General features: G+C 72.1%; 16 protein-coding genes and 1 riboswitch. Of the genes, 10 read left to right on the forward strand and 6 right to left on the reverse strand.

Annotation, left to right across the window (positions count from 1 at the left end):
- The first annotated feature begins 24 nt into the window (after window positions 1–24).
- The 10 genes from ACPCK6_RS10950 to manD all read left to right on the forward strand — a co-directional run bounded on the left by ACPCK6_RS10950 (window position 25) and on the right by manD (window position 10,395).
- Window positions 25–510, forward strand: a complete 486-nt coding sequence (locus ACPCK6_RS10950) for an SCO2322-related protein (RefSeq protein ID WP_318334639.1) — start codon at window positions 25–27, stop codon at window positions 508–510.
- Window positions 511–641: 131 nt separating this feature from the next.
- A riboswitch (cobalamin riboswitch) is annotated at window positions 642–715 on the forward strand.
- 158 nt (window positions 716–873) lie between these two features.
- Window positions 874–2,331, forward strand: coding sequence for a prenyltransferase/squalene oxidase repeat-containing protein (locus ACPCK6_RS10955; protein ID WP_423481024.1), 1,458 nt, complete (start codon window positions 874–876; stop codon window positions 2,329–2,331).
- Window positions 2,328–3,230 (forward strand): SCO2322-related protein, encoded by a 903-nt coding sequence (locus ACPCK6_RS10960; RefSeq protein ID WP_423481025.1) that lies wholly within the window; start codon window positions 2,328–2,330, stop codon window positions 3,228–3,230. The genes ACPCK6_RS10955 and ACPCK6_RS10960 overlap by 4 nt, the downstream gene beginning before the upstream one ends.
- Window positions 3,223–4,467, forward strand: coding sequence for an energy-coupling factor transporter transmembrane protein EcfT (locus ACPCK6_RS10965; RefSeq protein WP_423481026.1), 1,245 nt, complete (start codon window positions 3,223–3,225; stop codon window positions 4,465–4,467). Before ACPCK6_RS10960 ends, ACPCK6_RS10965 begins: the two co-directional genes overlap by 8 nt.
- Window positions 4,464–6,095, forward strand: coding sequence for an ABC transporter ATP-binding protein (locus ACPCK6_RS10970; RefSeq protein WP_423481027.1), 1,632 nt, complete (start codon window positions 4,464–4,466; stop codon window positions 6,093–6,095). The genes ACPCK6_RS10965 and ACPCK6_RS10970 overlap by 4 nt, the downstream gene beginning before the upstream one ends.
- Entirely contained in the window at window positions 6,092–7,027 is a 936-nt protein-coding gene (locus ACPCK6_RS10975; protein WP_396884370.1) for an ECF transporter S component, read from the forward strand. Before ACPCK6_RS10970 ends, ACPCK6_RS10975 begins: the two co-directional genes overlap by 4 nt.
- 60 nt (window positions 7,028–7,087) lie before the next feature.
- Window positions 7,088–8,233 (forward strand): TRAFAC clade GTPase domain-containing protein, encoded by a 1,146-nt coding sequence (locus tag ACPCK6_RS10980; RefSeq protein ID WP_423481028.1) that lies wholly within the window; start codon window positions 7,088–7,090, stop codon window positions 8,231–8,233.
- Window positions 8,230–8,565, forward strand: a complete 336-nt coding sequence (locus ACPCK6_RS10985) for a hypothetical protein (protein WP_396883539.1) — start codon at window positions 8,230–8,232, stop codon at window positions 8,563–8,565. Before ACPCK6_RS10980 ends, ACPCK6_RS10985 begins: the two co-directional genes overlap by 4 nt.
- 367 nt (window positions 8,566–8,932) lie before the next feature.
- Window positions 8,933–9,103 carry a hypothetical protein gene (locus ACPCK6_RS10990; RefSeq protein ID WP_013287071.1) on the forward strand — a complete coding sequence of 57 codons (171 nt, stop codon included), beginning with the start codon at window positions 8,933–8,935 and terminating at the stop codon, window positions 9,101–9,103.
- An 83-nt stretch (window positions 9,104–9,186) separates the two neighbouring features.
- Window positions 9,187–10,395 (forward strand): D-mannonate dehydratase ManD, encoded by a 1,209-nt coding sequence (gene manD, locus ACPCK6_RS10995; RefSeq protein ID WP_281599595.1) that lies wholly within the window; start codon window positions 9,187–9,189, stop codon window positions 10,393–10,395.
- 10 nt (window positions 10,396–10,405) lie between these two features.
- Here manD and ACPCK6_RS11000 read toward each other — a convergent pair whose 3' ends face one another.
- From ACPCK6_RS11000 to ACPCK6_RS11025, 6 genes are read right to left on the reverse strand one after another with little or no spacing between them, the layout of a single operon-like run.
- Complete coding sequence (locus ACPCK6_RS11000) at window positions 10,406–12,517, reverse strand: alpha-glucuronidase (RefSeq protein ID WP_423481029.1); 2,112 nt, start codon at window positions 12,515–12,517, stop codon at window positions 10,406–10,408.
- On the reverse strand, window positions 12,514–13,203 hold the full coding sequence (locus ACPCK6_RS11005) for a hypothetical protein (RefSeq protein ID WP_423481030.1): 690 nt from the start codon (window positions 13,201–13,203) through the stop codon (window positions 12,514–12,516). The genes ACPCK6_RS11000 and ACPCK6_RS11005 overlap by 4 nt, the downstream gene beginning before the upstream one ends.
- Window positions 13,200–14,726, reverse strand: coding sequence for a GH39 family glycosyl hydrolase (locus tag ACPCK6_RS11010; protein WP_423481031.1), 1,527 nt, complete (start codon window positions 14,724–14,726; stop codon window positions 13,200–13,202). The genes ACPCK6_RS11005 and ACPCK6_RS11010 overlap by 4 nt, the downstream gene beginning before the upstream one ends.
- Window positions 14,723–16,366 (reverse strand): ABC transporter substrate-binding protein, encoded by a 1,644-nt coding sequence (locus tag ACPCK6_RS11015; protein ID WP_423481032.1) that lies wholly within the window; start codon window positions 16,364–16,366, stop codon window positions 14,723–14,725. The genes ACPCK6_RS11010 and ACPCK6_RS11015 overlap by 4 nt, the downstream gene beginning before the upstream one ends.
- Before the next feature lie 40 nt (window positions 16,367–16,406).
- Window positions 16,407–17,333, reverse strand: coding sequence for a carbohydrate ABC transporter permease (locus ACPCK6_RS11020; RefSeq protein ID WP_281599585.1), 927 nt, complete (start codon window positions 17,331–17,333; stop codon window positions 16,407–16,409).
- Window positions 17,330–18,259 carry an ABC transporter permease gene (locus ACPCK6_RS11025; protein WP_281599583.1) on the reverse strand — a complete coding sequence of 310 codons (930 nt, stop codon included), beginning with the start codon at window positions 18,257–18,259 and terminating at the stop codon, window positions 17,330–17,332. The genes ACPCK6_RS11020 and ACPCK6_RS11025 overlap by 4 nt, the downstream gene beginning before the upstream one ends.
- Window positions 18,260–18,315 lie beyond the last annotated feature (56 nt).

Below are 18,315 nucleotides of genomic sequence, written 5' to 3' on the forward strand. Positions count from 1 at the left end.
GCTCACCCGATCACAGGAGGACCCGTGTTCCGTCACCGTTCCACAGCCCGCACCTGGCTGGCCGGCCTGCTGGCCGCCGTCGTGGCCGGCGTCGCGCTTACCGCAGTCGAACCCGCACCCCGGGCGGCGCACGCCGCCGCCTGCGCCGGCACCTCGGGAGTCACTGTGGTCGTCGACTTCGCCGCGCTCGGCGGTGGCGTCCAGGTCGCCTGTGCGCCGGGCGATCCGGCCACCGGCCTGGCCGCGCTCCAGGCCGCCGGCTTCACCGTCACCGGCACCGCCCGCTGGGGCCTGGCCTTCGTCTGCCGGATCAACGGCAAGCCCACCGCCGCGACCGAGCCGTGCGTCAACACCCCGCCGGCCACGGCGTACTGGTCGTACTGGCATGCGTCCAGCGGCGGTGCCTGGTCCTACAGCACGTCGGGGGCGACCGGCTACAACCCCGCGCCGGGCAGCGTCGAGGGCTGGTCCTTCGGCGCCGGCGCCCCGCCGAGCATCGCCGCTCCCTGAACCGTCTGCTGCGAACGGTGTGACCGGCGGCGCACCGGGTGCCGGCAACTGCTCTGGCGTCGTCGCGCGCCCTAGCGGTACGGTGGCGGCACCCGGTGCGCCGGGCACACAACTGCATACGTCCCGTGCGGGGGGAAGCCGGTTCGAAGCCGGCGCTGACCCGCAACCGTGAGCGAGAGTCCCCCTTTCGCGAGCCGGAATGCCCCGCCCGGGACGAGCGGCTTCCACTGTCGAGGTCTACAGGGTGAAGTCCGGACCGCCGAGGTCCGACCACCCCGCCCACCGCAGCACGCGGAGCGGGGTGTCCGTTTCTCGGGGTGCTTTCCGGAGGTTTCACCGACCGCTCTGCGAAAGGCACCCTTGATGCCCCTGTCCCGGCGTCTCACCACCGGTCTCGGTATGGCCACGGTGACGGCTCTCGCCGCGATCACCGTCACCCCGCCGGCCGTTGTCGCGGCACCCGCCCCGGCCCACGTCACCGCCGCCCGCGACGCCGCGTCCTGGCTGGCCGGCGAGTTCACCGACGGTTCGCTTCCCGGCCCGTTCACCCCCGAGGACTGGGGGCTGACCATCGACGGACTGGTCGCGTTGTCCGCCACCGGCGTCGACGCGCTGGCCCGGCAGGCGGCGACCGCGCAGGTCGCCAGACACGTACGCTCCTACAACAGCTATGACGACTGGGGCATCGAGGGCTTCACCGACGGCGGTGCCACCGCCAAACTGCTCTACGCCGCGGCCGCCGCCGACGCGGACCCCACCGACTTCGGCGGCTACGACCTGCGGGCGGAGACGCTGTCGCTGATCGCCACGGCCGACGCCGGGCACCAGCGGGGGCGGATCACCAGCCGTACCACCGCCGACAGCGGCCCGGACGCCAGCAACACCTTCGACCAGTCCTTCGCCGTGCTCGGCCTGGTCCGCAGTGGCGACCTGCCGCAGGACACCGTGGACTTCCTGATCCGGCAGCAGTGCGCGGCGGGTGGCTTCCGGCTCTACCCGGACGCCGCCGACGGGCCGTCGCCGTCCTGCGACGACCAGCCCGGCGCCACCCTCGACGTCGACTCGACAGCGATGGCCGTGCAGGCGTTGCTGGCCGCCGCCGAGGACGGCGCCACCGGCGCCGGCGACGCCGCCCGCAAGGGCGCCGACTGGCTGGTCACCCAGCAGCACGCCGACGGCTCCTTCGGCGGCTCCGGACCGACCACCGGCGCGAACTCCAACAGCACCGGCCTGGCCGGGCAGGCGCTCGCCGCCGCCGGCCGCGACGACGAGGCCGCCCGCGCGGCGAAGGCTCTGGCCGCGCTGCAGCTCACCGCGGGCGACGGCGGGGCGGCCGCCGCCGACGCCGGCGCGATCGCCTACAACACCGACGGGTTCACGGCCGCCGCCGCGGCCGGGATCACCGAGACCGACCGGGACCAGTGGCGCCGGGCCACCGCGCAGGCCCTGCTCGGGCTGGCCCAGGTCCCGCTGGGCCGGATCGGCCTCGACCCGCCGCCCACGTCGCATCCCAACCCGACCGGTACGGCCTCGCCCACCGTGCCGTCCACGCCCACCGCGTCTCCCACGCGCACCACGTCGCCTCCGCCGACCGGCACCGCCGGGCCGACGCCGAGCGTGACCAGCCCTCCGGCGACATCCGCGCCCACGACCGCGGCGCCGCCGACCACCGCCGCTCCGCCGAGCACGACCCCGGCCGCATCAGGGCTGGGCGGCCTGCCGACGACCGGCGCGGCGATCGGCAGCTACCTGCTGGTCGCGCTGCTGCTGATCGGTGGCGGAGTGACACTGCTCGTGCTCGGCCGACGGCGGGCGGGATGAGCCTCCGCGCCGCCCGCGGCGCGCTGGCCGTCGCCCTGGTCACCGCCTGCACCACGATCGGGCCGGGCAGTCCTGCGGTGGCCGCCGGGTCGGCCGGCTACTGCCCGGACGCCTCCGGGGTGACCGTCGTGGTGGACTTCCACGAACTCGGCGGCGGAACGGTGGTGCGGTGCGCGCCGGGCACCCAGGCCACCGGCCTCGCGGCGCTCAAGAACGCGGGCTTCCCGATCACCGGAACCCTGCGCTGGGGCGAGGGGTTCATCTGCCGGATCGACGGCAAGCCGTCGGCCGCGACGGAGAAGTGCGTCGACACCCCACCTGCGAGCGCCTACTGGTCGTACTGGCACGCGCCGGACGGCGGCAGCTGGACGTACAGCGACAAGGGTGTGCTCAACCGCAAGCCGGCGGCGGGCAGCTTCGAGGGCTGGTCGTTCTCCCTCAACCGCAACGCGAATGACGCGCCTCGTCCCGGCGTCGCGCCGAAACGCCCCGCTCCACCGCCCCCTCCATCGCCCCCGCCGCCGCCCACCGGCGGCGGGCCGGCGGCGCCACCACCGGCCGGAGGAACCGCCGCACCGCCGCCGGTCGCCGGTGGCCGGCCCGGCGAGCCCACCCGTCCGGCCGGCACCTCCGGACCACCGGCCTCCGTCAGCCCACCGGCCTCCGCCGGCACGTCACCGACGGCCGGTACGCCGACCCTGACGGCGACGCCGGGTGCCGCCACCGGCACGGCACCGCAGGGCTCCTCCGACGGGCCGGTGGTGACGGATGTCGCCGCGTCCCATGACGACGACGGCCTGCCGCTGGGCACGATCGCCGGGGTGCTGCTGCTCGCCGTGCTCGCCACCGGCGCGCTGGTCGCGGCCCGACGACGGCGTGCCGCCGACCCGGATGACTGACGCCACGGTCACCGGGTCGCGGACGGCTGACGCCGGCCGGCTGCCGGGCCGGTGGCCGGTGTGGTGGCTGCCCCGGGGGCTGCACCCGGGCGCATGGTGGCTGTGGGCGCTCGGCCTGGCCACCGCGGCCAGCCACACCACGAATCCGCTGCCGCTGGCCCTGCTCGTCGCCGTCGCCGGTCTGGTGGTGGTGCGCCGCCGGGGCGACGCGCCGTGGGCGTTGGCGTTCCGCATGTACGTCTGGCTCGGCGCGGTGATCGTCACGATGCGGGTGGTGTTCCGGATCGTGTTCGGCGGCGGCCAGGGCGACCACATCCTGGTCCGGCTGCCGGAGATCCCGCTGCCCGAGTGGGCGGCCGGCATCCGCCTGTTCGGACCGGTCGCCGTCGAGCAGATCCTCGGCGGCTTCTACGACGGGCTACGGCTGGCCACGATGCTGATCTGCCTCGGCGCGGCGAACGCCCTGGCCAACCCGAAACGGCTGCTCAAGGCCGTACCCGGAGCGCTGTACGCGGTCGGTACCGCCATCGTGGTCGCGTTGTCGGTCGCCCCGCAGCTGGTGGAGAGCGTGCTCCGGGTGCGCCGGGCCCGGCGGCTGCGCGGCGCGTCCGGCCGGGGGATGCGGGCGCTGCGCGGTATCGCCCTGCCGGTGCTGGCCGACGCGTTGGACCGGTCCCTGGCCCTCGCGGCGGCGATGGACTCCCGTGGTTACGGCCGCGCCGCGGCGGTGCCCGCCGGGCAGCGAACCGTCACCGGCGCGCTCGTACTCGGCGGCCTGGTCGGCGTGTGTGCCGGCACCTACGGGCTGCTCGACACCGCCGCACCCGGCTACCTGGGGCTGCCGATGCTCCTGGCCGGACTGACCGCCGCCGTGGTCGGCATGCTGCTGGCCGGCCGCCGGGTCCGCCGCAGCCGCTACCGACCGGACCGCTGGCGCCCGGCCGAGCTGCTCGTGGCCGCCTGCGGGGTGGCCGCCGCGGCGCTGACCATGCTCGCCGGCTCGGTGGACCCGGAACTGCTCTACCCACCGGTCAGCCCGCTCACCTGGCCCCAGCTGACCCCGCTGACGGTTCTCGCCGTCGGCGTCGCGGCGGCACCCACCTGGCTGGCGCCGCCACCACCGCCGGCGGCACGTGCCGGCCGCCCGCCGGCGGTGGACCGGCCGACCCCCGTCACGGACATACCGGCAGACGGAGAGCGCGCCGCGACGGCGACGACACCGGGAGACCGTCCATGATCACTTTCGACCGGGTCACCGTCCACTACGCCGAGGGCGGCCCGCCACCGCTGCGGGACGTGACGCTCCGCGTCGAGGAGGGCGAACTCTGCCTGGTCGCGGGCCGTACCGGTGCCGGAAAGTCGACGCTGCTGCGGGCCATCAACGGTCTCGTCCCACACTTCACCGGCGGCACCCTGCACGGCGCCGTCACCATCGACGGCAGGGACACCCGCACGCACCCGCCGCGCGACCTCGCCGACGTCGTCGGCGTGGTCGGCCAGGATCCGCTGGCCGGCTTCGTCACCGACACCGTCGAGGAGGAACTGGCGTACGGGATGGAGCAGCTCGCCCTGTCACCCGCGGTGATGCGCAAGCGGGTGGAGGAGACGCTGGACCTGCTCGGCATCGCCGACCTGCGCGACCGGCCTCTGCGGACGCTGTCCGGCGGGCAGCAACAGCGCGTCGCCATCGGCGCGGTGCTCACCGCGCACCCCCGGGTGCTGGTGCTCGACGAACCCACCTCCGCCCTGGACCCCACCGCCGCGGAGGACGTGCTCGCCACCGTCACCCGGCTGGTACACGACCTCGGAGTGACGGTGGTCCTGGCCGAGCACCGGCTGGAACGCGTCCTGCAGTACGCCGACCGGCTGCTGTACCTGCCCGGCGACGGCCGCGTCCACGACGGGACACCGGCGACCGCGCTGACCCACATCGACATCGCGCCACCCCTGATCGAGCTGGGCCGCCTCGCCGGCTGGACACCGCTGCCGCTGTCGGTCCGCGACGCCCGCCGACGAGCGTCCGGCCTCCGGCACCGGCTCGCCGGCGTGGCGCCGCCGCCGGTCCCGGCGGGCGCGGACACCGGTCCCACGCTGACCGCGCGGAAGATCGTCGTACGGTATCCGGGGACCGTCGCGGTGGCCGGCGTCGACCTCGATCTGCGCGCCGGCCGGGTCGTCGCGTTGATGGGCCGCAACGGATCCGGCAAGTCCAGCCTGCTCTGGGCGGTGCAGGGCAGCGGCCCCCGCCACGGCGGCACCGTCGCCGTGACCGGGCCGGAGGGCACCGTCGACCCGAAGGCCCTGCCGGCCGGGCAGGCCCGCCGGCACGTCGGCCTCGTCCCGCAGAACTCCGGCGACCTGCTCTACCTGGAGACCGTCGACGCGGAGTGCGCCCAGGCCGACCGGGAGACCGGCGTCCCGGCCGGCACCTGCCGGGCGTTGGTGGACCAGATCGTCCCCGGACTGCCCGGTGACCGCCACCCCCGGGACCTGTCCGAGGGACAGCGGCTCGCCCTCGCGCTCGCCGTGCAGCTCACCGCCGCTCCGCCGGTGGTCCTGCTCGACGAGCCGACCCGCGGCCTGGACTACCACGCCAAGCGGCAGTTCACCGCCGTCGTCCGGATGCTGGCCGGCAGCGGCCGGGCCGTGGTGGTCGCCACCCACGACGTCGAACTCGTCGCCACCCTCGCCGACCGGGTGATCGTGATGGCCGAAGGGGAGATCGTCTCCGACGGCACCACCGCAGAGGTCATGCTCGCCTCGCCGGCGTTCGCGCCGCAGGTGGCCAAGATCCTCGCCCCGGCACCCTGGCTGACAGTGGAACAGGTCGCCGCCGCGCTCACCTCCACCAGGGCGCCGGCGTGAGCGTCCTGCGGGTCGCCCCGCGTACCGCTGTGGTGCTGACCCTCGCGTCGGCTGCTGCGCTGGCCACCTTCACCTGGCCGTTCTTCGTCCCCGCCCACCCGGAGACCACCGCCCGTACCGGCGAGGCGCCGCTGGTCTTCATCGTCATGCTGCCGGTACTCGTGGCACTCGTCCTCGCCGAACTCACCTCCGGCGGCATCGACAGCAAAGCCCTGGCGATGCTCGGCGTGCTCGCGGCCGTCAACGCCGCCCTGCGCCCCCTGGGCGCGGGGACGGCGGGCATCGAGACGGTGTTCTTCCTGCTCGTCCTCGCCGGCCGGGTCTTCGGGCCCGGGTTCGGGTTCCTGCTCGGCGCCACGTCGCTGTTCGCCTCCGCCCTGCTCACCGCAGGTGTCGGGCCGTGGCTGCCGTTCCAGATGCTCTGCGCCTCCTGGATCGGCCTCGGCGCCGGCCTGCTCCCGGCCCGGCTGCGCGGCCGCGCCGAGGTCGCCGTCCTGGCCGGGTACGGGGTGCTCGCCGCCTACGGCTACGGCCTGCTGATGAACCTGTGGTTCTGGCCGTTCAGCGTCGGCGCGGACACCCAGCTGTCCTACGTCGCCGGCGCCCCCGTCCTGGAGAACCTGCACCGCCTCGCCCTGTTCACCGCCGTCACCTCCACCTTCGGCTGGGACACCGGCCGCGCGATCACCACCGCCGTGGCGATCGTCCTCGCCGGTCCGGCCGTCCTCGCCGCGCTGCGCCGCGCCGTCCGGAGGGCCGCGTTCGGCGCGCCGGTCACCTTCGCCGCGGCTTCAGACCCGCCCGCGCCCCGGGCGGATGGGGATGACGCGACCGTGCCCGGCATCCCGCAGTCCTCCTCGTCGGCGACGGAGGGAAATAGCGCGCCGCGGACTTCGCGACCACCAGGCGCACCCGGTCAAGCCGAGATCTGATGCGCCCAATGGGTTGGCGTCGGTCATCGCGATGATCGCCGTTTCGCGTAAGGTTCTCACATGCAACCGAGGGCGTTCGAGCAGCACATCGCCGTGTTCGGGGAGAGCGGTAGCGGAAAGACCGTCCTGCTCTCGTCGTTCTACGGTGGCACGCAGGAGCCGCAATATCTGAAGAGAAGCCTCTTCCACGTCCTGGCGGAAGACATCGGCCAGGGTAACCGGCTGCACAAGAACTACCTCGGCATGAAGGACGAGGGAACGCTGCCGCTCACCACACGCTTCGCCGCCACGTCGTACGCCTTCAAAGTGCAGATGAAGGACGGATCAGATCCCGCGGCGGCGAAGTCCCGGCCGTTCGACGTGCTGCGGGTGGTATGGCACGACTATCCGGGGGAGTGGTTCGAGCAGTCCGTGCAGAGTCCGGAGGAGGCTCAGCGCCGCGCCGACACCTTCCGGTCCCTACTGAGCTCGGACGTCGCCCTGCTGCTGGTGGATGGCCAGAAGCTGCTCGACAACGCGGGCGAGGAGGACCGGTACCTCAAGTCTCTGTTCAGCAATCTCCGAAATGGCATCCTGTCGCTACGGGACGAGCTGATCGAGGACGGCAAGCCGCTTGCCCAGTTCCCCCGGATCTGGGTGATGGCGCTGTCGAAGGCCGACCTCCTTCCGGACATGGACGTGTACAGGTTCCGTGATCTGCTCGTGGCCAAGGCATGCGACGAGCTCGAGCAGTTGCGCGAGGCGATCGCCGGGCTGGTGGAGGGTCGCGAGGCGCTGTCGGTGGGCGAGGATTTCGTGCTGCTCTCGTCGGCGAAGTTCGAGCCGGGCAGGATCACGGTGGCCGAGCGCGTCGGGTTAGATCTGATCTTGCCGCTGGCAGCCGTCCTGCCGTTCGAGCGTCATCACCGGTGGCACGAGTTGACACAGCTTCCGGCACGCCTGTTCGAGGGCCTTCTCGGTCGTGCCGACGATCTGGCACTCGCGTTGCTGGCCAAGACCAAACTGCCCGGCCCGCTCGGTCTGCTGATGAATATCGTCGGTCCGGACCTCGTCAGCAACGCGGCGAAACTGGCGGGGGACAAGCTGAGGGCCGTCAATGCCGAGGCGCTGTCCAAGAAGGAGTTCCTCTCGGCCACACTGACCGGTTTCCGGATAGACCTGGAGAAGGGCGAGGAGAACCAGATCCTGCTCCGGAGTGTGCGATGAGCCTCATTTGGGCCACCCGCGGCCGAGTGTGGGGCTTCCGTTTCCTGCTCACCGGCGGGTTCCCGGACCCTCTTCCGGAGTACGAAGCCGCTTTCGCGGGTGCTGGCGACGCGCCGGAGATCTGCCACGCCGTCGGGGGCAGGGTGGCGTTGCGCATCGCGGATCCGCTGGGGCGTCAGGACCAGTCGGGTCGGCTGATTCCGCACGAGTTCGTCATCTGCGGGCCGCAGGCCGCGGAGATTCGCTCGGTGGCGGACGGCCTCGCGTTGGTGTGGCCGCAGGTGGCTGGGGAGTTCGAGCGAGTGTGGGAGTTGCCTCGGCCGCCTGTCTGAAACCGTTTGCGGGCCTCTCGGTCGCGCCGGAGCTCAGCGATGTCGGCGTCATGCGCCTGCGGGCTCGGGTCGACGTCGTGATCCATTGACGCGCATGGTTCTCCAGCGGATCGCCGCCGGCCTCCTGCTGCTGATCGGGCTTCTTACACCTTTCTGTTCCTCGACGAACTCTCCGAACCGGCCGAGTCGGCGGTCGCGATCGGGGGCGCGGCGTGCCTGCTGGCAGGGGTGTGGCTGTGGTGGCGCAAGCCGGCGGACCGGCCGTCCGCGCCGTCGACCGGCGACGGTGAGGGTTCGTGACAGGGGGCGGCAAAGGGGCCGGCGTGCTCGGCGGGCGGTCCCGGCTCAGGCGTCGGATACTGAGCCGATGACCAACCCCGACCTCGATCCCGAGGTGTACCCGCCGATCGACCCCCGCGAGGACGTGCCGGACGACCCCGGCGAACTCCTCCCGGACACGCCGGGCGAGCTGCCCGAGGCGCCGGTCGAGCCGATGCCCGACGACGGGGAGCCCGGGGGCGTACCCGAACCGGCCTGACCGGCCGGCGCCGGGGCACCCAACTGATCGACGATGATGGATAATCCTGTGGTGACCGGCGCGCCGACCGCAGGGGAGACCGGATGAGGATCGTCGACGCCCGGGTGATCGTGACCTGCCCCGGCCGCAACTTCGTGACCCTGAAGGTCGTCACCGACGCCGGCGTCACCGGCGTCGGCGACGCCACCCTCAACGGCCGGGAACTCGCAGTCGCGTCCTACCTGCGCGACCACGTCGTGCCGCTGCTGATCGGGCGCGACCCGGCCCGGATCGAGGACACCTGGCAGTACCTCTACCAGGGGTCGTACTGGCGGCGCGGACCGGTCACGATGAGCGCCGTCGCCGCCGTGGACACCGCGCTGTGGGACATCAAGGGCAAGGTCGCCGGGCTGCCGGTCTACCAGTTGCTCGGCGGCCGGTCCCGTGAGGGCGTGACCGTTTACGGGCACGCGAACGGCGAGACCGTCGACGAGGTGCTGACCGAGGTCGCCCGCTTCGTCGACCTCGGCTACCGCGCGGTGCGGGTGCAGTGCGGCGTGCCCGGCCTGCCCCGGACGTACGGCGTCAGCGCCGACAAGATGTTCTACGAGCCCGCCGACGCCGCGCTGCCGAGCGAGACGACCTGGTCCACCGAGGCCTACCTGGCCCACGTGCCGGGCGTGTTCGCCCGGGTCCGCGAGGAGTTCGGGCCCACCCTCCGGCTGCTGCACGACGTGCACCACCGGCTCACCCCGATCGAGGCGGCGCGGCTCGGTAGGAGCCTGGAGCCGTACGCGCTGACCTGGATGGAGGATCCCGTCCCGGCGGACCTGCAGGAGGGCTTCCGGCTCATCCGCTCGCACACCACCACGCCGATCGCCGTCGGCGAGGTCTTCAGCAGCATCTGGGACGCCGCCCAGCTCATCCGGGAACAGCTCATCGACTACGTGCGCACCACTGTGGTCCACGCCGGCGGGATCACCCACCTGCGACGCATCTTCGACCTCGCCGCGCTGCACCACGTCCGCAGCGGCTCGCACGGAGCCACCGACCTGTCCCCGGTCTGCATGGCCGCCGCGCTGCACCTGGACCTCGCCATCCCCAACTTCGGTCTGCAGGAGTACATGCGGCACACCGAGCAGACGGACGAGGTGTTCCCGCACGGCTACCACTACGACGGCGGCTACCTGCATCCGGCCGAGACTCCGGGGCTCGGTGTGGACATCGACGAGCAGGCCGCGGCCCGCTACCCGTACGCGCCGGCCTACCTGCCGGTGAACCGGCTGACGGACGGCACCGTGCACCCCTGGTGACCGCGCCGGTCTAGTGGATGCGGCGACCGTGCGCGTCCGGCACCCCGGACTTGCGGAAGAAGTAGGTGTTGATCTGGTCCCGCCACTCCACCGCGCTGCGGAGCTGTTCGTCGAGGCGCTCGGCCACCCGGTCGTGGACGGCCGGGTCGACCGCCCCGGCGACGAGCCGCCACCGTTCCCGCATCGCCGCCACCTCCTCGACCCCGGCGAAGTGCGTGTCGTAGATGTGCTGGATCACGGTACGGCCGCTGTGCAGCACGTGCCGGTACGGGACGTGGTGGAAGAACAACAGCAGTTCGTCCGGGCAGCGCTCGCGTGACTCGTACACTTCTGCCCACGGCGGCGGGTACTGGCCGGTGAAGCCGGTCCCGGTCGCCCGGGTCCGGTCCACCCCGACGCCGTCACGGTCGGCGAAGTGGTACGTGCCCCACGGCGTGTACTCGTAGCCGTCCACGTCCGGCCCGTAGTGGTGACCGGGCCGCACCATGAACCCGACGCCGAGCGGGGCGGTGTAGCGCTCGTAGGTGCGCCAGGAATCGTCCATGATCGCGTGCATCGTCCGCCGCACCGCTTCCGGATCGCCGGTGGTGACCGGCAGCCAGGTCAGGTCGATCCACTCGTCGAGGATCGCGCCGGGATCCAGCAGCGGATCCCAGGCGAGCCGGCCGAAGGCGTACAGGTTCGCCTGGGCCAGCGGGTGCCCGGTCCAGAACCTGTCGTCGCCCACGTTGGACACGGCGACCAGGCCGCCGCCGGTGCCCGCCCGGCCGGCCGCCACGTCGGCGATCGTGCCGCCGGCCTCGCCCCACGGCCGGAACCGCAGCACCTCGCTCCACCAGGGCGCGAGGTAGCAGACGTGCCGCTGCTGGCCGGTGTACTCCTGCGTCGCCTGCACCTCCACCGCCAGCCGGGTCGCAGGCATCGCGGTGAGCACCGGGGACACCGGTTCGCGTGGCTGGAAGTCGATCGGGCCGAACTTCACCTGGAGGATCACGTTGTCGGCGAACCGTCCGTCCAGCGGCGCGAAGTGGTCGTAGGCGGCCCGCGCCCGGTCCGTCGACCGGTCCCGCCAGTCCTGGTGGTGGTCGTAGACGAACGCCCGCCAGCGCACCACGCCTCCGTGCGGGGCGAGCGCCTCGGCGAGCAGGTTCGCGCCGTCGGCGTGGTCGCGCCCGTACGCGAACGGGCCGGGCCGGCCCTCGGAGTCGGCCTTCACCAGGTACCCGCCGAAGTCGGGGATCCGCCGGTAGACCCGGCGGGTGGCGGCGGCCCACCAGGCCCGTACCCGTTCGTCCAGCGGATCGGCGGTGGGCAGGCCGCCGAGGACCACCGGGGCGGCGAAGGTCACCGCCAGATGCACCCGGATGCCGTACGGGCGGAGCACCTCGGCGATCTCCGCGACGTCGCCGAGCCGGTCGGTCAGCAGCCGCGCTTCGGTGTCGTGCACGTTGACGTTGTTCACGCAGATCGCGTTGACGCCGCAGGCGGCGAGCAGGCGGGCGTAGTCGCGGAGCCGGGCGGGCTCGCGCCGGGCGGCGCCGTCGCACCAGAACAGGGAGCCGCCGGCGTAGCCCCGCTCGACCTGGCCCGACACCGGGTGTACGGCCACGTTGTCCCAGTGGTCGAGCATCCGCCGGTCCAGTGCCGGTCGGTGCCGCCGCGCCGGCAGATCGTCGTCGAAGGCCGCCGCGCCGAGCCGGACCGCGTGGAACATCCCGTACAGCAGGCCGGCCGGCGCGTCGGCCAGGACCACTGTCACGCCGTCCACCCGCGTCAGCAGGTACCCCTCGTCGCCGAGGGAGCCGTCCCCGGTGCCGTTCACCGCCGGTGTCGCGCCGAGCCGGGCCGTCTCGGCTGCCGCGTTCGGCACCGGACCGGCCCCGCGCAGGGCCAGCACCAGGTCGGCGTCGACGGGCCACGGTGGACCGTGCCAGAGCCGTCCGCCGTACCGGGTGCAGGCCCGGCTCACCTCGTCGAGGACGGTGTCGACCAGCAGGCCGTCGCCGTGCACCAGCACCCCGCGCGAGCCGAGTTCGCGGAACGCCGCTGGTGGGAGCCAGGCGGCGTGCCAGGCCGACTCGCCGGCGTCGGCGGACGCCCGGCCGGTGACCGGAACGCTCATGCGGTGAACTCCGCCCGGATCTCGTCGATCATGGGGTCGCCGATCCGCAGCAGCGCCAGCACCAGGAGTGCGGCGAGCAGGGCGAGTACCGCCTCGGAGAACACCGCGGTGACGCCGGCGGCGGCGGCCAGCAGCAGGACGTTGCCGGCCGTGACGCCCGGCTTGCGCGCCACGTAGTAGACGGCGAGCCGGAGCACGTCGCGGGTGCGGAAGGTGAACAGGGAGACGATCACCAGCGCGTTGACCCCGACCAGGACCACCCCCGCCCCGACCACGACGAGCGGCACTGCCCACCAGCCGGGGACGGCGGCGGCGGGCAGGTTCGCCAGGTTGACAGCGATGACGGCCAGCCACAGCAGCGTCGGCGCCCAGACGCGCAGCACGCCCGGCAGGTTGGCCCGGTACGCCCGGCCGAACGTGGCGGCGGGACGGAGATCGGTCAGGTCGGGGCGTTGGTGCCGCAGCGTGTACAGCGCGGCCGAGACGGCCGGACCGAGTGGCAGCGCGGCGGCGGCGACCAGCGGGAGGTTGCTGCTGTCGCGGTCGAGCAGCACGAGCACGGCCAGGCCGGGCAGCACGCTCACCAGGAGCAGCAGTTCGACCACGAGCAGGGTGTGGACCCTTGCGGCGGCCCGCGACAACGGACCGTCGCCGAACTCCCGCAGCCCGCCGGCCGCGCCGGTCACCGCCGGTCCCCGGGTGGGTCGAGTAACCTGTCGTCCCACCACGGCGGGGTCTCGTCCACCACCGGAGTCAACTCGGCGAGCGTCACCTCGTGCCGGGCGAGGACGAGGTCGAGGTCGGCCCGCCCGGCCGCGACCGGCACTGCGCGATGGGTACGGGCCGGCTCGGCGGCCTCCCGCAACGCGTCGAGTTGCCGGGGCCGTGGCGAGTGCGGGCTGCCCATCTCCCGCCAGGCCGCGAAGGCGTTGCCGGCGTCCTCGCTCACCGACGAGCGGAACAGGAACGCCGACCCGGTGCCCGGCGGGCCGATCGGCACCGACAGCGACAGGGTGTGCCGCTCGGGTGCCGGCTCCCGGCCGGTGACGTCGACGGGGGCCCAGGCCAGCACCGCGACCCGGCCGTCGGGGTGCCGGGTGACGAGGTGGTCCGGTCCGCGCGCGAGCACCTCGTCGCCGAGCCGGGCCATGAACGCGTACAGGTGGTAGGTGGGTTTCTTGACCTGCCGGTGGGTGAGCAGGCCGAAGCCGCCGTGCAGCGGCGCGGTCGGCACCCCCTCCTCCTCGAACACGTCGCTGAAGGTCCAGTAGGAGAAGGAGTCGACCAGATCCCCGCCGCCGGCCAGCACCGGGGCGAGGTAGGCGGCGTGGAAGGCCGTGTCGTGGATCGGGTTGTCCGGCCGGTAGGAGGAGTTGAACTCGGTGATGTGCACCGGGAGGTCGGCCAGCGCGGTGCCGGCCAGGTGCCGGCGGGGCGCGGCGAACTGCTCCAGCAGCTCCGCGGCCGGTGCGAGGGTCTGCCGGGTGCCGAACGGCAGGTGCCGGGCCGGTCCGGAGGTGTAGGCGTGCCGGCTGACGAAGTCGACAGGCACGTCGCGGTCGGTGACGAACTCGGCGAACGGCTTCAGCCACTCGTCGGCGCCGGGGGACAGCGCCGGGCCGCCGACCTGGAGCGCCGCGTCGACGTCCTTGACGGCGTGCGCCGACACCTCGTACAGGCGGTGGTAGGCGTCCTGGTCGGCGCGCGCCCAGAACGCCGTCAGGTTGGGCTCGTTCCAGACCTCGATCGGCCAGCCGCGCACCTCGTCGAGGCCGTACCTGTCGACCAGGTGGGCCACCGTGGCGCGGACCAGGTCACCCCATTCGGTGTACGACCGGGGAGGCGTCACGTTGCCCCGCCACCAGAACACGGTCTGGTCGCCGGAGGCGAGCGCCGCGGGCATGAACCCCAGCTCCACGAAGGGCCGGATGCCCATCGCGAGGTAGGCGTCGACGACCTGGTCGACGTAGGTGAAGACGTGCCGCACCCGGCGCTCGCCCTGGTAGTCGTAGGGGCGGTGCACGCCGGCGCCGTCGCTGAGCAGCCCGTGCCCGCGGATGTGCCGGAAACCGATGTCCCGCTGCACCAGCGCCAGCGAGTCCTGATAGTCGCGTCGCAGGGCCAGGTCGAACCGGCCGGTGCCCACGCAGGTGCGCCAGGCGTCGGTCAGCCGGCCGGCCGGCCGGTCGGGGACGAGGAGCCGCGTCATCCGTGGTTCTTGCGGTACCGGTCGTACGCCTTGTTCACCAGGTCGGTGTAGGCCTGCGCGTTCTTGCCCCTCAGCTCCGAGACGTAGGCGTCCCACTCGCTCAGCGGCCGCTGGCCGAGGGCGAACTTCAGCGTGTTCTGGGTGACGTGGTCCTTCAGCGCGGTCGCCCACAGCGTCGTCTGCTCGCGCTCCTCATCACTGAGCGGCGCGGGTGGCGGAGTCACCCAGGGCGCGGCCTTGCGGGCGTTCATCTCCTTCTGGAACTCCAGTTCCTCGGGCGAGAAGAACGACTGCACCAGGTCGAGCTTGCCGCCGTAGGCGAAGACGCCGTTGTAGAAGCCGAAGTCCTTCTGCAGGTGCTTGCTGCCCTTGGGGTTGAGCCCGATGACGTTGACGTCCGGGGCGAGGCTGCGCTTGCCCGAGGCGTCAGTGGTGTACGTGGTTCCCTCGACGCCCCACTTGGCGAACTCCTGGCCGGCGTCGGAGTACCAGAGCCAGTCGACGAACTGCATCATGGCCACGAAGTTCTTGCCGTCGCGGGCCTTGCTGGAGATCATCACGCCGTTCTCCAGCCGGCTCGCCGGGTTGACCGGGCCGGCCGGTCCGATCGGGAAGAGGATCTTGCCGAGCCGGGCGTTCGGGTTGATCTTCGCGATGTCCGGGCGGTAGTCGTTCACCAGGGTCTGCGCGTTCGTGCTGATCACGAAGGACTTGCCGCTGGCGAGCTTCTGCCGGGCCTGGTCGTCGGTCTGGGTGAACGTCTCCGGGTCGAGCAGCCCCTCGGCGACCAGCTTGTGGAGGTACTCCACCACCTGCCGGTAGCCGTCCGAGGCGCCGGTGAAGACGTACTTCCCGGCCCCGGCGTCCCAGCTCGTCGGCTGGTAGTTCCAGCCGGCGCCGGGCAGCCCGTGCGCGAGCGCGAGCATGTTCAGCAGGTTGCCGGCCGGGTTGGGCTTGCCGAACCGGTCGGAGAAGGGGATGACGTCCGGGTGGGCCGCCTTCATCGCCTTGAGCATGGCGTACACCTCGTCCCAGGTGGTCGGGGACGGGATCTTCAACTGCTCCAGCACGTCGGTGCGCACGGCGAGGGTGTAGTCCTGCCAGGGCTTCTCGTGCAGGCCGGGCAGCAGGTAGAACTTGCCGTCCTCCTGCCGGAGCGTGTCCATCTCCGGCTGGAGTCCCCACTTCTCGATCTTGTCCTTGAAGTGCGGCATCAGGTCGAGGTAGTCGCTGACCGGCAGGATGGCGCCGGAGGAGACGTACGAGTTCTCCTGCGGGTGGTAGGTCTTCGGGATGATCAGCGGGGCGTCGCCGGAGCCGACCAGCACGCTGCGTTTCTGCTCGTAGTCGCTCAGCGGCACGGCGACCGGGTCCAGCTTGACGTTCGTCCGCCGGGCCAGCTCGGTCCAGAACAGCCACTCGGGCTTGAGCGGGTAGTTCGGGTGGTTGTTGTAGAGGATCGAGAACGTGACCGGCTCGGTGGCCTTGAACTGGTCACCGATGCCGTACTTCTCCATCGCGCCCGTACGGTTGCGGTCGAGGTCCTTCTTGTCCGGGGTGTCGTCGCCGCAACCCGCCAGGGCGACGACGGCGGCCGCGCCGCTGGCGAGCAGTACCTGGCGCCGGGACAGCTGGGCCATGGATTCTTCCTTCCGGTGGTGGGGGACGGTGCGGGTGCGGCTATCCCTTCACGGCGCCGAGCATGATCCCGGAGACGAAGTAGCGCTGGATGAAGGGATAGACGGCGAGGATCGGCAGGATCGTCAGCACGATGGTCACGGACTGGATGGTGGCGGCGGACTGGACGACGTCGCCGGCGCTGCCGAGGCCGCCGCCGGTCTGCGTGGCGTCCGTCGCGCCCGCGATGAGGTTGCGCAGGTAGACGGTCACCGGGAGCAGGTCCTGGCGGTCCATGTAGAGGAACGCGGCGAACCAGGAGTTCCAGAACGAGACGGCGTAGAACAGCACCATCGTGGCGACCATCGCCTTCGACAGCGGCAGGACGATCCGCAGCAGCGTGCCGTACGTGTTCAGCCCGTCGACGGCGGCGGCCTCCTCCAGTTCGACCGGCAGGCTCTCGAAGAACGCCTTCATCACCAGCAGGTTGAACACGTTTATGGCGTTGGGCAGGGCGATCGCCCACACGGTGTTCTTCAAGCCGAGGCTGGTGACCAGGACGTAGTTGGGGATCAGGCCGCCGGTGAAGAACATGGTGAACACGGCGATCCCGACCAGCGCGGTCCGGCCCCGCAGGTGCTTCTTCGACAGCACGTACGCGTAGCAGGTGGTCAGCACGACGGAGATGAGCGTGGCGACCACCGTGTAGAAGACGGTGTTGCGGTAGCTGATCCAGAACGTCGGGTCCGACGTCACCACGCGGTACGCGGTGAGGTTGAACCCGCGCGGCACCAGGTTCACCTCACCCGCGACGATGTACGCGTTGTCGCTGAGCGAGCGGGCCACGATGGTGAGGAACGGATACAGGGTCACCACCACGACGCCGGTCAGCACGACGGCGTTGACCACCTGGAAGACCCGGTAGCCCGCTGTCGGCCGGGGGCCACGCGGGCGGACCGCCGGCGCCCGGGTGCGGGCGCGCGTGCTCACCACAGGCTCGTCCCCACCGTGCGCCGGGAGATCGCGTTCGCCGACAGCACCAGCGTCAGCCCGATCACGGACTCGAACAGGCCGATCGCGGCGGCGTAGCTGAGGTTCCCGGAGACGATGCCCACCCGGTACAGGTAGGTCGAGATCACGTCCGCCGTCGGGTAGGTGAGGGGGTTGTACAGCAGCAGGATCTTCTCGAAGCCGACGGCCATGAAGGTGCCGATGTTGAGGATCAGCAGTGTCACCATCGTCGGCCGGATCCCCGGCAGCGTGACGTGCCAGGTCTGCCGCCACCGGTTGGCGCCGTCGATGCGGGCCGCCTCGTACAGGTCGCCGTCGACTGTGGTGAGCGCGGCGAGGTAGAGGATGGTGCCCCAGCCGACGGTCTGCCAGACCTCGGAGGAGACGTAGATCGTCCGGAACCATCCGGCCTGCTGCATGAACGAGACCGGCTCGCCGCCCACGGCGCGCACCATCTGGTTCACCGTGCCGTCCACCGACAGCAACTGGAGGACCATGGCGGCCACGATCACGATCGACAGGAAGTGCGGTAGGTAGGACACCGACTGGACGAACCGCTTGAGCGCGCGGTTGCGTACCTCGTTGAGCAGCAGCGCCAGCACGATCGGCAGCGGGAAGCAGAACAGCAGGGTCAGCGCGCCCAGCACGAGCGTGTTGGTGAACACGCTCCAGAAGGTCGGGTCGGTGAAGAACAGCCGGAAGTACCGCAGCCCGGTCCAGTACTCGCCGACGATGCTGCCGCCCGGCTGGAAGCGCCGGAACGCGATCACGTTGCCGAGCATCGGCAGGTAGCGGAACGTCAGGAAGAACAGCAGCGGCAGGACGGCGAGCGAGTAGAGCTGCCAGTCCCGGCGCAGGGCCCGCCGCCACGGCGTACGGCGACTGCGCGGGATCGGGGCTGCCAAACTCGTCCTCCCGCCTGACCGTCGGCTGGAACTTTCCGGTAATACGTCGTAAGCCT

This window comes from Micromonospora sp. AB353 (assembly GCF_049538395.1).
Lineage (GTDB): Bacteria > Actinomycetota > Actinomycetes > Mycobacteriales > Micromonosporaceae > Micromonospora > Micromonospora aurantiaca.

Bases quoted from the DNA above. Each gene is read 5' to 3' on its own strand.
- ACPCK6_RS11010 (WP_423481031.1), bottom strand. From the start codon at position 14,726: ATGACGCGGCTCCTCGTCCCCGACCGGCCGGCCGGCCGGCTGACCGAC.
- ACPCK6_RS11015 (WP_423481032.1), bottom strand. From the start codon at position 16,366: ATGGCCCAGCTGTCCCGGCGCCAGGTACTGCTCGCCAGCGGCGCGGCC.
- ACPCK6_RS10955 (WP_423481024.1), top strand. From the start codon at position 874: ATGCCCCTGTCCCGGCGTCTCACCACCGGTCTCGGTATGGCCACGGTG.
- ACPCK6_RS11000 (WP_423481029.1), bottom strand. From the start codon at position 12,517: ATGAGCGTTCCGGTCACCGGCCGGGCGTCCGCCGACGCCGGCGAGTCG.
- ACPCK6_RS10960 (WP_423481025.1), top strand. From the start codon at position 2,328: ATGAGCCTCCGCGCCGCCCGCGGCGCGCTGGCCGTCGCCCTGGTCACC.
- ACPCK6_RS10970 (WP_423481027.1), top strand. From the start codon at position 4,464: ATGATCACTTTCGACCGGGTCACCGTCCACTACGCCGAGGGCGGCCCG.
- ACPCK6_RS10965 (WP_423481026.1), top strand. From the start codon at position 3,223: ATGACTGACGCCACGGTCACCGGGTCGCGGACGGCTGACGCCGGCCGG.
- ACPCK6_RS10985 (WP_396883539.1), top strand. From the start codon at position 8,230: ATGAGCCTCATTTGGGCCACCCGCGGCCGAGTGTGGGGCTTCCGTTTC.
- ACPCK6_RS10990 (WP_013287071.1), top strand. From the start codon at position 8,933: ATGACCAACCCCGACCTCGATCCCGAGGTGTACCCGCCGATCGACCCC.
- ACPCK6_RS10980 (WP_423481028.1), top strand. From the start codon at position 7,088: ATGCAACCGAGGGCGTTCGAGCAGCACATCGCCGTGTTCGGGGAGAGC.
- manD (WP_281599595.1), top strand. From the start codon at position 9,187: ATGAGGATCGTCGACGCCCGGGTGATCGTGACCTGCCCCGGCCGCAAC.